15 protein-coding genes are annotated in these 13184 nt (G+C 65.7%); 2 read left to right on the top strand and 13 right to left on the bottom strand.

Annotated features, from left to right (window positions below):
• Positions 1-232: 232 nt before the first annotated feature.
• From ACFUEJ_RS13185 to ACFUEJ_RS13160, 6 genes are all read right to left on the bottom strand, one after another.
• Positions 233-1045, bottom strand: a complete 813-nt coding sequence (locus ACFUEJ_RS13185) for a hypothetical protein (protein WP_058251298.1) — start codon at positions 1043-1045, stop codon at positions 233-235.
• A 26-nt stretch (positions 1046-1071) separates the two neighbouring features.
• Positions 1072-2022: a polyphosphate kinase 2 gene (ppk2, locus tag ACFUEJ_RS13180; protein WP_058251299.1), complete on the bottom strand. Its 951-nt coding sequence runs from the start codon at positions 2020-2022 to the stop codon at positions 1072-1074.
• 102 nt (positions 2023-2124) lie between these two features.
• A complete protein-coding gene (locus tag ACFUEJ_RS13175; RefSeq protein ID WP_058251300.1) occupies positions 2125-2646 on the bottom strand; it encodes a DUF6764 family protein in 522 nt (173 codons plus the stop codon).
• Positions 2647-2755: 109 nt separating this feature from the next.
• Positions 2756-3196 carry an SRPBCC family protein gene (locus ACFUEJ_RS13170; protein ID WP_058251301.1) on the bottom strand — a complete coding sequence of 147 codons (441 nt, stop codon included), beginning with the start codon at positions 3194-3196 and terminating at the stop codon, positions 2756-2758.
• A 114-nt stretch (positions 3197-3310) separates the two neighbouring features.
• Entirely contained in the window at positions 3311-3988 is a 678-nt protein-coding gene (locus ACFUEJ_RS13165) for a DUF4166 domain-containing protein (protein ID WP_058251302.1), read from the bottom strand.
• A gap of 138 nt (positions 3989-4126) precedes the next feature.
• The gene (locus tag ACFUEJ_RS13160; protein WP_058251303.1) at positions 4127-4735 is read right to left on the bottom strand and encodes a TetR/AcrR family transcriptional regulator; all 609 of its coding nucleotides are present in this window, start codon (positions 4733-4735) and stop codon (positions 4127-4129) included.
• 128 nt (positions 4736-4863) lie between these two features.
• Here ACFUEJ_RS13160 and ACFUEJ_RS13155 point away from each other — a divergent pair, with 128 nt between their 5' ends.
• Positions 4864-5346 (top strand): PaaI family thioesterase, encoded by a 483-nt coding sequence (locus ACFUEJ_RS13155; RefSeq protein ID WP_058251304.1) that lies wholly within the window; start codon positions 4864-4866, stop codon positions 5344-5346.
• 21 nt (positions 5347-5367) lie between these two features.
• On the opposite strand, the gene ACFUEJ_RS13150 is transcribed toward ACFUEJ_RS13155, so the two are convergent.
• From ACFUEJ_RS13150 to urtA, 7 genes are all read right to left on the bottom strand, one after another.
• Complete coding sequence (locus ACFUEJ_RS13150) at positions 5368-6069, bottom strand: urease accessory protein UreF (RefSeq protein ID WP_265968908.1); 702 nt, start codon at positions 6067-6069, stop codon at positions 5368-5370.
• 61 nt (positions 6070-6130) lie between these two features.
• Complete coding sequence (locus tag ACFUEJ_RS13145) at positions 6131-6652, bottom strand: hypothetical protein (RefSeq protein WP_078111712.1); 522 nt, start codon at positions 6650-6652, stop codon at positions 6131-6133.
• Between the two features lie 11 nt (positions 6653-6663).
• Entirely contained in the window at positions 6664-7506 is an 843-nt protein-coding gene (locus ACFUEJ_RS13140) for an urease accessory protein UreD (RefSeq protein ID WP_078111713.1), read from the bottom strand.
• Positions 7503-8129 (bottom strand): urease accessory protein UreG, encoded by a 627-nt coding sequence (gene ureG / locus ACFUEJ_RS13135; protein ID WP_159370027.1) that lies wholly within the window; start codon positions 8127-8129, stop codon positions 7503-7505. The genes ACFUEJ_RS13140 and ureG overlap by 4 nt, the downstream gene beginning before the upstream one ends.
• A gap of 9 nt (positions 8130-8138) precedes the next feature.
• Positions 8139-9854, bottom strand: coding sequence for an urease subunit alpha (gene ureC / locus ACFUEJ_RS13130; protein WP_311277765.1), 1716 nt, complete (start codon positions 9852-9854; stop codon positions 8139-8141).
• Complete coding sequence (ureB, locus tag ACFUEJ_RS13125) at positions 9832-10602, bottom strand: urease subunit beta (RefSeq protein ID WP_311277766.1); 771 nt, start codon at positions 10600-10602, stop codon at positions 9832-9834. The genes ureC and ureB overlap by 23 nt, the downstream gene beginning before the upstream one ends.
• Positions 10603-10645: 43 nt before the next feature.
• A complete protein-coding gene (gene urtA, locus ACFUEJ_RS13120; protein ID WP_388029824.1) occupies positions 10646-11917 on the bottom strand; it encodes an urea ABC transporter substrate-binding protein in 1272 nt (423 codons plus the stop codon).
• A 281-nt stretch (positions 11918-12198) separates the two neighbouring features.
• On the opposite strand from urtA, the gene ACFUEJ_RS13115 reads away from it, so the two are divergent.
• On the top strand, positions 12199-13176 hold the full coding sequence (locus tag ACFUEJ_RS13115; RefSeq protein WP_137808559.1) for a LuxR C-terminal-related transcriptional regulator: 978 nt from the start codon (positions 12199-12201) through the stop codon (positions 13174-13176).
• Positions 13177-13184: the final 8 nt, after the last annotated feature.

Below are 13184 nucleotides of genomic sequence, written 5' to 3'. Positions count from 1 at the left end.
AGTGTGAACTCAGCAGCAGCAACCCACGATGTGTTTGCAGCTTGAGGCCTTCGGCCCCAAGGCCCTCATACCGTCTATCGCTCCTCGCACCTCAGGGAGCAGAGGGAAGGCATCGCCTGCGCTCCTCGCACCTCAGGGAGCAGAGGGAAGGCATCGCCTGCGCTCTCGCACCTCAGGGACCAATGGTCATGTCGTTCTTTCGGATCAGGGGGCAGGGTTGACGCACCCTCCCTCAGCGCCGCCCGATGATCAGCCGTCCCAGGATCCCGACGGCGAACATCGCGACGCCCACGCCGCCGACGATCAGTGCGACCCGGGTGACGTCGTCGTAGGCGCCGTCGATGATGAGCTCGGCGACCTGGCGGCCCGAGCGCTCTGCGCCGGCCACCTCCTGCTTGGCGCGGTCGGCGAAGAACAGGCCCATGGCCCAGGTCGAGACGCCGGCTGCAAGCACGCCGAGCCCGAGCCACGCGAAGACGGTTCCGCGTCGTCGGGCGATCAGCAGCGCGAGCACGGCTGCGATCACGGCCACCGCCGCCGAGCCCCAGGCGAGCAGCGTGATCTGGCTACCCACCTCCGCGTACCGGCCCGCCTCGAGGCCCGAGGAGCCGTTGGTCAACTCGACGACCACCGGCCCCTGGATCGCGTTGCCACCGGTCAGGTTCAGGGAGCGGTTGATCATGTTCGTGATGTCGAGTTGCATCACCGAGGTGTCCGAACCGGGCGCCGGCTCCTCGAATAGGAACGCGTGCTGCTGGCCGACGACATCGGCGAAGTCCTGCTGGAACTGTTCACTCTCGGTGTAGCGGCCCGCCAGCGGCCGCACCAGGACGCCGGCGATCGGCAGGTCTGTCCGCGCGGTCGCCTGCGCGGCGATCTCATCTGCGAGGTAGTCCTTGACCTGCTGGTTCTCGGCCATCGGCGCGACCGTGGCGACGAAACCCGCCTGGTCGACGATGCGTTGATCCAGCCAGAAAGACGGTACGGCGAGAACGGTCGCCGCGATCGCGACAAGTGTCAACAGGGCACTCAGGAAGCTACGCACAGCCACGAGGCTACCGAGCCGGGGAACTACTCCCCGATCACATCCGCGGCGCGGCCGACGATCAGCGGGTCGGGTGTGCCCACGAAGGACTCGTTCTTGCCGTCGTAGTCGAAGAGACTCAGCACGTGACGCATGGCGTTGATCCGCGCCCGCTTCTTGTCGTTGGACTTCACCACCGTCCAGGGTGCGTGGTCGGTGTCGGTGGTGGCGAACATCGCCTCTTTCGCCTCGGTGTAGGCATCCCACTTGTCTAGCGACGCCAGGTCCATGGGCGACAGCTTCCACTGGCGCACCGGGTCGATCTGACGGATCGCGAACCGGGTCCGCTGCTCGAGCGGGGTGACCGAGAACCAGAACTTGACCAGGTTGATCCCGTCGTCGACGAGCATCTTCTCGAACGCCGGGACCTGGGCGACGAACTGCGTGTACTGCTGCGGACTGCAGAACCCCATGACCCGTTCGACGCCGGCGCGGTTGTACCAGGAGCGATCGAAGAACACCATCTCCCCGCCGGCGGGCAGGTGCTGCACATACCGCTGGAAGTACCACTCGGTGGCCTCGCGTTCGCTGGGCTTCTCCAGGGCGATCGTGCGTGCGCCGCGCGGGTTGAGGTGCTCGTTGAATCGTTTGATGGTGCCGCCCTTGCCCGCCGCGTCCCGGCCCTCGAAGACCAGCAGATGCCGCTGCCCGGTCTGCTTGGACCACTTCTGCAGCTTCAGCAGTTCGATCTGCAGCCGCCGCTTGGTGACCTCGTACTCGCGGCGGCTCATGCGCTCCTCGTACGGATAGTCCTCACGCCAGGTGTCGACGACATTCCGTTCGGGCAGGGTCAGCAGGACCGGGTCGTCGTCATCGTCGTCGTTGACCGTGAAGTGCGTGGTGTCGTGGAGGTCGACGAGTTGCTGAAGCGCTTCGCGGCCGTTGAGCACGCTGAAGTCGGGGCCGATCTGGGTCTCGGGATCGTGGAGGTCGGTCACTCCACAACGATAGGTCGAAGCGGCGAACGACGCCCGACGCTCCGGTGAACTACCGTCGCGCCGGGCGTGTTCTGTCTCTCAGGTGTCGTGAGGTGGAGCCGCTCAGTTCCGCAGGTCGATCGAACCGGCGTGCAGACATGCCTTACCGGTGCTGGTGTCGAACGCGGTCGCGAAACCGCCACTGCAGCGGGCACCTTCGGGACCGGCGTAGGCCTCGCCGCCCCAGCCGCCGATCGCCACCGTCGTACCACCGCGACGCGCCTGGGCGACGGACAGTGCGCTCGGGCCGGTCGTGACCGAGTAGGCGTTGCCCCGGCTGTTGGCGCCGGCGAGCGCCGTCGAACCGGGCTGCAGGTTGTAGGCCGCGGCGTTGCCGCCGTTGTCCGAGACCGAGACCGCGGTGCCGCGACCGCTGTATTCATCGGCACTCGCGCGACTGCCGACTCCGGCCTTGGCGCCGCAACCGCTGCGCCCCTCGACACGCTCGACCTGATGACCGTTCGACACCGAGCAACGCGTGTCCGCCGCGGCGACCCCTTCGCCCGACAACCCGGCGAAACCAACACATCCGGCGAGCCCCGCCGCCAGGACCAGGCCGCGAACGGCAAACTTCTTGATTCTCAACTGCTTTGGCCTCCATAGCTCGGGCGCCCGGTAAGGAACGCCCTCAGCGTACAGGGGCCGGCGCCGTGGAGGAGACGATCGACTCGTCACGTCCCGGTCACGATCGTCCTCAGGCCGCCGCGCGCTTCTCCACTTCCGCGGTGAGTCCCTTGCGCGCGGTGTCCACGGCCATCTTCTGGGCGCGTTTCACGATGAGTCCGGGCAGCTTGATCTTCAGCTCGACGGCCAGGTCGAAGCGGACATGGGCACCCTTGTCGGATTCGGTGACGGTGTACTTGCCGTGCTGCTCGCTCAACTGATTCGACTCGATGAGGTGCCATTCGCACGAGTTCTCGGTCCAGTCATAGGTGCAGGTCTGCTCGTCGGAGATACCCGCGGCGGTGACGACCATCCGCACCTTCTGCGGCGTGCCGTCGTCGTAACTGGACAGGATCTCGGCTTCCTTGTGCGGTCCCGACCAGTCCGGTAGGGACTCGATGTCCATGAGCACTTCCATCACCACCGAGACGGGGGCGGCGACGTCGAATTCGATGTTCGCTGAGACAGCCATGCGTTGAACCTACCGCGCGCCCTGGCCGCCGATGCAACGAACTGTCGAGGCTGTGTCGAGCCGCGACGGAGTCGCCCTGGATTGCCGCGACGGAGTCGCCCTGGATCGAACCGTTCAGCTCTCTCGGTCGACCAGGTTGACCGGCCACGCCTCGTCCGGGATGTCACGCAACGAGCACGCCTGGTCGACGGCGGTGAACCAGCCGCGGAAGTGCATGATCTCGCCGATGACCGGGTTGCGGACGGTCGCGTCGCACCGGAATCGATCCCGTTTCTCGTCCCACCCCTCGATGTACTTCATCTGAGCGGTGAACAGCCCCTTCATCCCGACCTTGGGTCCGCGTCCGAGCCAGCGCATCGGTCCGCTCTCGAGCAGCAGTTCGCCGGATCGCGTCACCGACGGTTCGATCGGATACAGGAACTCGGGGCCGTCGCCGAAATAGTCGACCAGGCCCGTGCGCCCGGCCACCAGCAGGGAGTTCAGCTTGCGCGGGCCGGTCGTGTACTGGAAGTTCCGCAGCACCGCGAGCGACTCGCGCCCCAGCTCGTCGGAGTAGCAGTAGTAACCCTGGGTGAACGGAACCATGCGACTGGTCTTCGAGGGCAGCGCATTGCGCTTGGCGTAATGCCACAGGGCGGGCGGCGGCAGCGCCGACGACACGTAGACCGACTCGTAGATTCCGCTACAGACCTGCGCGACACCGGAAGTCGAGTCGATGCCGTAGCGCCATGCGACGTTGGGATGCAGACGGTCGAAGTCCGAACCCAGCGCATGCCGGAAGACCGGCGTCATGGCGCAACCTCCCCGAGCTCACCCACCGATTCGAGCCCGTCCCGACGATGAACGGATACAGGCCAGACGCCACCACGGCGGTGACGACATGGTGAACCTACTAACGGAGCACACCTGTGTCCAACGTCTCGCCCCGGATCAGACCCGATCGACGGCCGCGTCGCAGAGGCTCGCCAGTTCGGCGATGACGCGATCGAGGGGTTCGACGCTGCGCCGCGTCTGGCAGAGCCCGACCGCTCCCTCGACCGCCGCGATGATGAGGTTGGCCAGTGAGTCGGCACGGTCGCTGTCGACGCCGTCGACCACCAGCCGCGCGGTGACCAGGTCGGCCCAGCGCTGCAGGATCTCGGCGGATGCGTCCGCCACCGCGGGTTCGCTGCGGCGGGCGAGTCCGCCGGCCAGCACGGGGCAGCCGAACTGGAAGTCGGTATTGACCAGTAGTCGCCGCCACACCCCGCCGATCTCGCGCACCGTGTCCGCCGGGGTCATCGTGGTCGGACGCCCGATGCGTTCGGCGATGAACTCACCGGCGTACCGGACGGCTTCGGTCATCAGTTGGGTCTTACCGCCCGGGAAATGGTGGTAGATCGATCCCCGTGGTGCGGAACTCGCCGAGATCACGTCGCCGATGGAGGTGGCAGCGACCCCGTCGCGGCCGATCAGATCGGCCGCGTGCACGACCATGCGTTCGCGGGGGCCGCGGTCGTCCGCGCCGGTGATCACGGACTCGGCGGGATGTGACGCCATGCAGCAACAACTCCTATGCCGACCCTCATACACCCGATGTCGTGGCCAGCATACATAGCATCGGCCGAGGTCATCCCGTATGCGGCGCAGCCTCGCCGATATGCAGACCTTCATAACCACGGCGGAGTATGCAACCATGCATAGTCATGACGACCACGACTGACGCACCCACCGACCCCACCGCCATGTCCGGACTCGAGCTGCTGCGAGCCTGGCAGGCGGGCGGCGCGGGCTCCGACCGTCCGAGCATCGGCCGCCTCCTGGGCATGGTGCCCAAGCAGATCGACGAGGGCGCGGTCACCTTCGCCGTGACTCCGCAGCCCGACTTCGCCAACCCCCTCGGCACCGTTCACGGCGGCATCTGCGCCACGCTGCTGGACTCGGTGATGGGGTGCGCCGTCCACACCACCCTGCCCGCCGGGGTCGGCTACACGACGCTGGAGCTGAAGGTGAACTACATCCGCTCGGTCGCCGTGGACGCCGGGGAGCTGACCGGCGTGGGTACCGTCATCCACGCCGGCCGCACCACCGCGACCGCCGAGGGCAAGGTGTTCTCCGCCGACGGCAAGCTCGTCGCCCACGGGACCACCACCTGCATCGTGTTCCGGTAGCCGGATCCAAGTCCGGCTGCATCAGCTGGCGAAGAGCCGAGGCGACATCTGTGCATGTCGCATGCCGAACAGCTCGAGCGCGAAGCTGCTGGAGCTCAGCGCGTCGAGCGGAGCCCGCTCGACGTCGGCGGCAAGGTCGACGAGAGCGGGTGTCGCCGCGACCAGTGCACGCTGTGCGCCGAGCGAACCGAGCCTGCCGAGACGTACGCACGCGCTGAACGCGGATGCCATCGACGAACGCAGCGTCCCCAGGGTCGCGATGCGCCGGTCGATCCCGAGTCCCGCCTGGACCACGGCTTCGACGACGGCCAGATTGCCCGGTGCATTCGCCGACGACACCGCGCGAAGGTAATCCGCGCGAGCACAGTCCGGCACTCCGCAGATCATCCCGACACGAGCTGCGGTGTCGGCGAGCTGACGCCCCGGCTTGAGCGACGCGTCTCGCGCGTTCTCCGAGGTCTTGTAGCTGAGCAACTCCCGATCGAGGCCCGTGAGCATCGCGAGATCGTCACTCGCCCAAGCGTGGACACCGACAACCGCATCGAGTGTCGCGACCGAGGTCGCCACGTAATCCACGACGAGCTCGACGATCTGATCGGGCCCGGCGTCGGGAAACGCACGCAGCCAGCTCTCGATGCCGTTGCTGTGGACCAGACGGCCCGCGGGAAAAGCGCTGTCGTGCAGGTTCAGCCAGCCGACGGCCGCCGCGAAGGAATCGGGCACAGAGCAATCGGACACAGCGGAGTCGATCGCGGTCCTCGGGCAGCAACTGATGACGGGTCGATCAGTCATGATGGTGATGATGGTGATGATCGGCCGACGTGTTCGACCATCCGTGTGAGGCGAGCGGGACGTCGGCCACCACACCCTGCAGACGCAGTGCGGCGAGGGTGTCCTTCGCGGTCGTCGCGCTCGTCATCAGCGGCGTCGACACCTGGTGCGCCGAGACATCCAGCGGGGCATGCTGGTTGCCCAGCAGATAACCCAGCAACAGCATTCGCCGCGCACCGTCGGGTCCGCCGTTGGCATCGAAGTCGACGACGATGGCGGGCTCGGCAGCACGACGTACCACGGTGATGGTCTCGCCGTCGTCGGCCAGGACCGCGCCGTCGTCGAGAAAGGAACCTCGTGGGAGGCGGAGCCGCACCGTCGATCCCGATGCGGTCGTGAGCATCTGTCGGTGCTTACGCGCGTCCCCCCAACCGATCTCGACGAGGTCGAGTCGACGTCCGTGGAACTCTTCATCACACTCACGTCCCAGGAGGTGGGTCACTTCCCGCGCCTGCTCGGTGGATTCAGTGGTCATGGGGTGTCCTCTCAGATCAATCGCCTTGGGGGCGGTGCCAGCATCAACAGTTCGGACCGGATTGACGCCAGACACACGGCGAGCGCCTCACGCATCGCGGGTGCTCTCGTGCCGAGCACGCGCACGATCGCACCACTCTCGCCCGGCAGTGCGCTGACGCCGCTGACCACATCCAACGCGTCCAGGGCCGATTGCAGTGCATTCTGTAATGCACCGGTGCTTCTCGTGGGAGCTACTACCAGCAACGTAGCGCAGTAGTTCGCGCCGATCAGCCGCTCCGGCAGCGAACCGGCGTCGTCGACCCGCCCTTCGGGTCGACTGAACCGAAGCGCGTCCCGCGCAACGACCTCACCGTCGACCCGCACCGTGGTCCGGCAGACGAGAGACCGGTACCGGAACCGCTCCCCACGGCCGATCCGCCCGGAAGCGAGCATCTCCCATCCGACGAAGAGCCCCGAACCCCGGACGTCGATCTCGGTGTACTGAGCGAACCGGGAGTCGGCCTGCGGAATGATCTCGCGCGGTACGAACTCGACCACCGATCGATCTGTGACCCGGATCCGTTGGTGGTGGGTTGCCCCCGGTCCGTCGTGCCCGTCGAACACCTGGGTTGCCGCCTGGGACGTGAACAGGAGATGGCTGCCGGGGCCGGCCGCCACAGTCGTGTGCAACGAGTCGTCGGCGAAGATCCCCCCGGACGGATTCTGTACGCAGAGATAGGCGATCCGTGGGTCGACGTCGACATACAGCGGTGTGGTGACCCGTTGCGGGTAGGCCTGCCGCAGATGCCGCACCCGAGTCCTTCCGCAGATATCGGCGACCACGTCGACATCGAGAACCCCCGGCTCGATCATGCCCTCGGTGGCGTGGGAAGCATTGCTCCCTTGACTATCTCGTCGGCCACCTCGACGACGCCCACCTGATGCCGTAGGTCGGTGAACAGTGTGGGTTTACTCGGCCGGGCAACCGAACAGTCGTGTCGCATGCGATCCAGGTCGGCTCCGACCATCTCGGCGAGATCGATCTTGTTCACCAGGAGCAGGTCAGCCTGCAGAAGGCCGATACCCTGCTTCCGCGGGATGTCGTCGCCGGCGGCGGTGTCGATGACGAAGATCCAGTAGTCGACGAGATCACTGCTGAACGTGGCAGCGAGATTGTCTCCGCCGGACTCGATCAGCACCGCGTCGAGGCCTGGGTAGGCAGCCGCCAGGTCATCCACGGCGGCCAGATTGACCGATGGGTCCTCGCGGATCGCGGTGTGCGGGCACGCACCGGTCTCGACGGCTCGGACCCGCGCGGGGTCGATGATGCCGCTGCGTCGTACACGCTGGGCGTCCTCGTCGGTCACCAGGTCATTGGTGATCACTGCGAGATCGACCCCGCGTTCTGTGAGGACGGGGACCAATGACTCGACCAGCCTGGTCTTGCCAGAGCCGACCGGTCCGCCGATTCCGATACGGATCGGATCCGAACTCATGCTCTCCTCCTATTTGAGCGTGTACCGGCGTCCGAGCGGGACGCTCGACATCGGTGTGCTCGTGCAGATCTCCCCGTTCACCACCACCCGGTAGGTATCGGGTTCGATGGAGATCTCGGGCAGGTGGTCGTTGTGGACGAAGTCCGCCTTGGTCAAGGCTCTCGATCCCGTGCAGCCGATCAGCGGGGTGTCGAGGCCGAGTCGTTCCCCGAGGCCCGAGTCGAGGGCCGCACGTCCGACGAAGTTGACCGACACGTCAACCGGCGACTTGCCGAAAGCCGCCCATTGCGGGCGATACTTCAGCGGTTCGCAGGTCATCAGCGAGGCGTTCGATTCGCCCATCACCGACCACGCCGGGAAGCCACCTTTGAACACCACTTCTGGACGGATACCGAAGAACTTCGGCTCCCACAGCACGATGTCGGCGAGCTTGCCGGGCTCCAGCGAGCCGACCTCGTGGTCGATGCCGAACATCTTCGCCGGATTCAACGTCAGCTTGGCGATGTAACGCAAGATGCGCTGATTGTCCGCGCCGGTACCGGCGTCGTCCGGCAACGGCCCACGCGTGGCGCGCATGTGCGAGGCGAGTTGCCATGTACGGGCGATGGTTTCGCCGATGCGGCCCATCCCTTGCGAGTCCGAGCCGATCGCGGAGATGGCGCCAAGATCGTGCAGGACGTCCTCGGCGGCGATCGTCTCTCGCCGGATACGCGACTCGGCGAAAGCCACATCCTCCGGTATCCGCGCATTGAGGTGATGGCACACCATGACCATGTCGAGATGCTCGTCGAAGGTGTTGAGCGTATACGGGTTGGTCGGATTCGTGGACGACGGAAGGCAATTCGGCTCACCCACGACCCGCATGATGTCCGGGGCGTGTCCACCGCCCGCACCTTCGGCGTGATAGGTGTGGATCGTGCGCCCACCGATTGCGCGCATGGTGTCCTCATAGAAGCCCGACTCGTTCAGGGTGTCACTGTGGATCTGCACCTGTAGGTCGAGTTCGTCGCCCGCGTCGAGCGAGGCGCGGATCGATGCCGGCGTCGCACCCCAGTCCTCGTGGATCTTGTATCCGATCGCACCGGCGAGTCCCTGCTCGATCAACGGTGCTGTGGATGCGGCACTTCCGTTCGCGATGAATCCGAAGTTCATCGGGAATGCCTCTGCTGCCCGAAGCATCCTTGCCAGATTACGTGGCCCCGAGCTGGTGATCCCCACCGTGACCGGACCCAGGCCCCCACCGATCATGGTGGTGATACCGCTCGAGATGGCTTCCTCGACCAGTCCGGCGCTGTCGAAGTGCACGTGGACGTCGATGGCTCCCGCGGTCGCGATCATGCCTTCACCCGAACGGATGTCGGTGCCGGCTCCGATCACCAGCTCGGCATCGACCCCATCCATGGTGGCGGGGTTGCCGGACTTGCCGATGCCGGCAATGCGCCCGTCCTTGATCCCGATGTCGGCCTTACGAATCCCCAGCACAGCATCGATGATGAGGACGTTCGTGATCACGAAGTCCAGTGCGCCTTCGGCATTCGTGATCGCATTGTGCACGGCCATGCCCTCACGCATGGTCTTGCCGCCGCCGAACACCGACTCGTCGCCGTATACGGTGGCGTCGGACTCCACGCGCGCCAGGAGTTCGGTGTCGGCCAGACGCACCCTGTCGCCGGTCGTCGGCCCGAACAGCTCCGCATAGTGCCTACGCGTCAGTCTCTGCACCATAGTCCCCTCCTGAAGTGGTCCTCCCGGTTACGTCTCCCGCGGACGTGTCCAGGAATCCCGCTGCGCGCAGGTCGCGTAGCGTCGCGGCGGGCAGCGCAACATCGGTTGGGCCGTTGGTCATGTCGTTGAGGCCGGTGATGACGCGCTCGCCGCCGAAGGCGACGAGTTCGACATCGTGCTCGGCCCCGGGCTCGAATCGGACGGCGGTGCCCGACGGGATGTCCAGACGCATCCCGAAGGCTTCCCGTCGATCGAACAGCAGCGCCCGGTTGGCCTCGAAAAAGTGGAAGTGCGAGCCGACCTGGACCGGTCGATCACCGGTGTTGACCACCGTGATCGCTGCTGTGTCCCGCCCGTCGTTGATCACGACGTCTTCGTCGACGAGCAGATACTCCCCGGGCGTGTGCTCGTCACCGTCCAGTCGCGTCGGCGCAGGGCCGGTTCCCGGCCGGATCGGGTCGTGAACGGTCACGAGCTTCTGGCCGTCGTCGAAAAATCCCTCCACCTGCACCGACCCCAGGAGGGCTGCGACCCCGGGGGCCACGTCGTCATCGGTGAGGAGCGACGCACCGAGTGCCGCCGCCTCCGAGACGCTGGCTCCCCCACGAGCGGCTTCCGCCACCTCGTCGGCGATGAGCGCACGCGCTTCCGGATACGTCAGTCGCAGTCCGCGCGACCGGCGTCTGCGTGAGAGCTCAGCTGCGAGGAAAAGCAGCAGCCGGTCCTCGTCCTTCGGTGTGAGATGCACAGGTGTTCCCTCTCAGATGGCCGACACGTCCGGGGTCAGCGGGTCAGGCCCCGACGCCCTCAGCCCACGGATAACTGTCGAGGAAAGGGTCGGGTTCGATCGGTCCGTCAGAACTCCACACCACATCGAACTGACCGTCTGCGGTCACTCGGCCGATCCGTGCCGTCTTGGTGACATGGTGGTTCTCGCCGTCGACGGTGACCAGTCCCTCGGGCGCTTCGTAACTGACGCCGGCTGCAGCAGCGGACACCTCTTCCGGTGTGAACGTATCCGCCTTCTCGACCATCTGCTTCCACAGGTGCACAGCGGTGTAGGCCGATTCCATCGGATCCGAGGTCACACTCGACGACCCGAACCGCTCCTTGAAGGCGGCAACGAACTCGTTGTTCACCGGATTGTCCAGTGACTGGAAGTAATTCCACGACGACAACTGACCGACGAGATTCTGGGCTCCGATGCTCCTGACCTCTTCCTCGCCGACGCACATCGACATGACCGGCATCGTCGAAGCGTTCAGGCCGACGTTGTTGTACTCGCGGAAGAACGCGGCCAACGAGTCGCCGACAACCACGTTGAACACGGCATCGGCGTCGGATCGACGGATCTTGTTGACGACCGTCGAGAAGTCGGTGGAGCCGAGCGGAGCGTAATCCTCACCGGCGATGGTCATTCCGTTCTCCTCCGCGTAAGCGCGCACAATCGCGTTCGAGGTGCGGGGGAAGACGTAGTCACTGCCCACGAGGTAGATCGACTTCACTCCTTGTTCGCGGAGGTAGTCCAGTGAGGGGACGATCTGCTGATTGGTCGTGGCACCCGTGTAGAAGATGTTCGGAGAGCTCTCCAGCCCCTCGTACTGCTGGCCGTAGTAGAGCAGCGCACCGGTGTCCTCGAACACGGGAAGCATCGCCTTCCGGCTGGCAGAGGTGTATCCGCCGAAAACTGCTGCGACACAGTCGCTCGCAACGAGCTTCTGGGCCTTCTGAGCGAAGATGGCGGGATCGGATGCACCGTCCTCGGAGATCTGCCGCAGTTGCTTTCCGAGTACACCTCCTTCCGCGTTGATCTGCTCCACGGCGAGCGTGATGGCGTCGTGGATCACGACTTCACTCACTGCGGTGCCACCGCTGAGCGAGTTGATCGATCCCACCGCGACCGAGTCTCCGCTCGTATCGAGACAGTCGACGCGGCCCGCGGCACTGTCACTGTCGGAAGCCGCACTCCCGCACGCGGACAGCATGACACCGGCCACCGCCACAGCGGTGATCGACATCGTCATGCGCCATCGGGAACGTTCATGTGAAGAGTCCGTGGTCATCGGTAACTCCTGGCTTGTCGGCCGGAGGTGCTCCGGGCCGTGTGAGATCAATCGGTCACCGGCCGCACAGCGGTGTGCGACCCGTGCCTCGAATCTAAGGACCGAGACCTGCCGCGCGAATCGGGAGAATTCCCCATCTTTCCCACTTCGATTGTTAACAGCTGGTTTCCGGATCGACAACGAGTGTTGCGTCGCCGGCCTGATGGGAAACATCGCCGAAACGCGCCTGCGGAACAATGCAACCCATCGAATGATCATCGTCGGGGGGTTACGGAGAGCGCATGAGATCGTCGACCACCGGCCCCTACCACGAGGCACTGGGGAGCGCGGCCGACCTCAACACACGCGCCGACGAGCTGCTGTGCGCGCTCGGTGAGCGCGTGTCGTCGTCGGCAAGCGCGATCAGTCTGTGGGATCCGGTCGCGGGCCGGCACCTGACCCTCGCCAATCACGACTATCCCGATTCGGTCATGAGCCACTTCAACAGCTGGTTCGTCTCGAACGACCCATTGTTCAAAGAGATGGAGAGAACCCGCTCCGGCGCGTTGCGCTGGCGTGACTTCCCCGGGTACCGACGGACCCACTCGGTCACCAACGTGTTCACCCCGGCCGGATTCGACGAGGGACTGTCCGCCCGCCTGGTCACCGCACAAGGCACTTATGCCGGGACCTTGCACGTCAATTCCGACGACCGCCGCTACCCCCGCGACGTGGACGTCACCGAGATCAACGAGCTCCGCAGCAGTGTCGCGTCGCTTCTCGACACGACGATGCGTCCGGTGATGGTGGCTGACTTCCTCTCTCCAGGGAGCCCCGCGTGGCTCATCGACAGGTCGGGAAACTGCCGGGCCCTGCACGATCAGCTCATACCAGATGTCGACCCCGAACTGCTCTCGATCGTCGCACGACTCGCCGGTACCGAGCGCAAGTTCCGATGGTGCGACCCCGGGGGAACCTGGCATCTGGTCCGGCTGCTCCCGGCGACGCCGCGATATCGGGCCGCCACCCCCGTGGCCCTGACCTTCGCCACGCCCGAGCCGCTCCCATTCGACCTCACCGGACGGGAGCTGGAGGTCCTCACCCTCGTGGCGAACGGTCTGACCTCGGCGCAGGTCGCCGGTGCGCTCGTCATCAGCGCCAAGACAGTCGGCCGCCACATAGAGCATCTACTCGGCAAGACCGGGGTCGCCAACCGCGTCGGACTGGCAACGCTGGCGCATCAGCACGGTCTCCTCAGCGGACGCCAGATGCAGCCTTGAATCGCCGG

The organism is Gordonia sp. NPDC057258 (assembly GCF_042668985.1).
In the GTDB taxonomy this organism is placed as follows: Bacteria; Actinomycetota; Actinomycetes; order Mycobacteriales; family Mycobacteriaceae; genus Gordonia; species Gordonia hongkongensis.
This window is presented reverse-complemented; position numbering and strand designations above follow the sequence as displayed.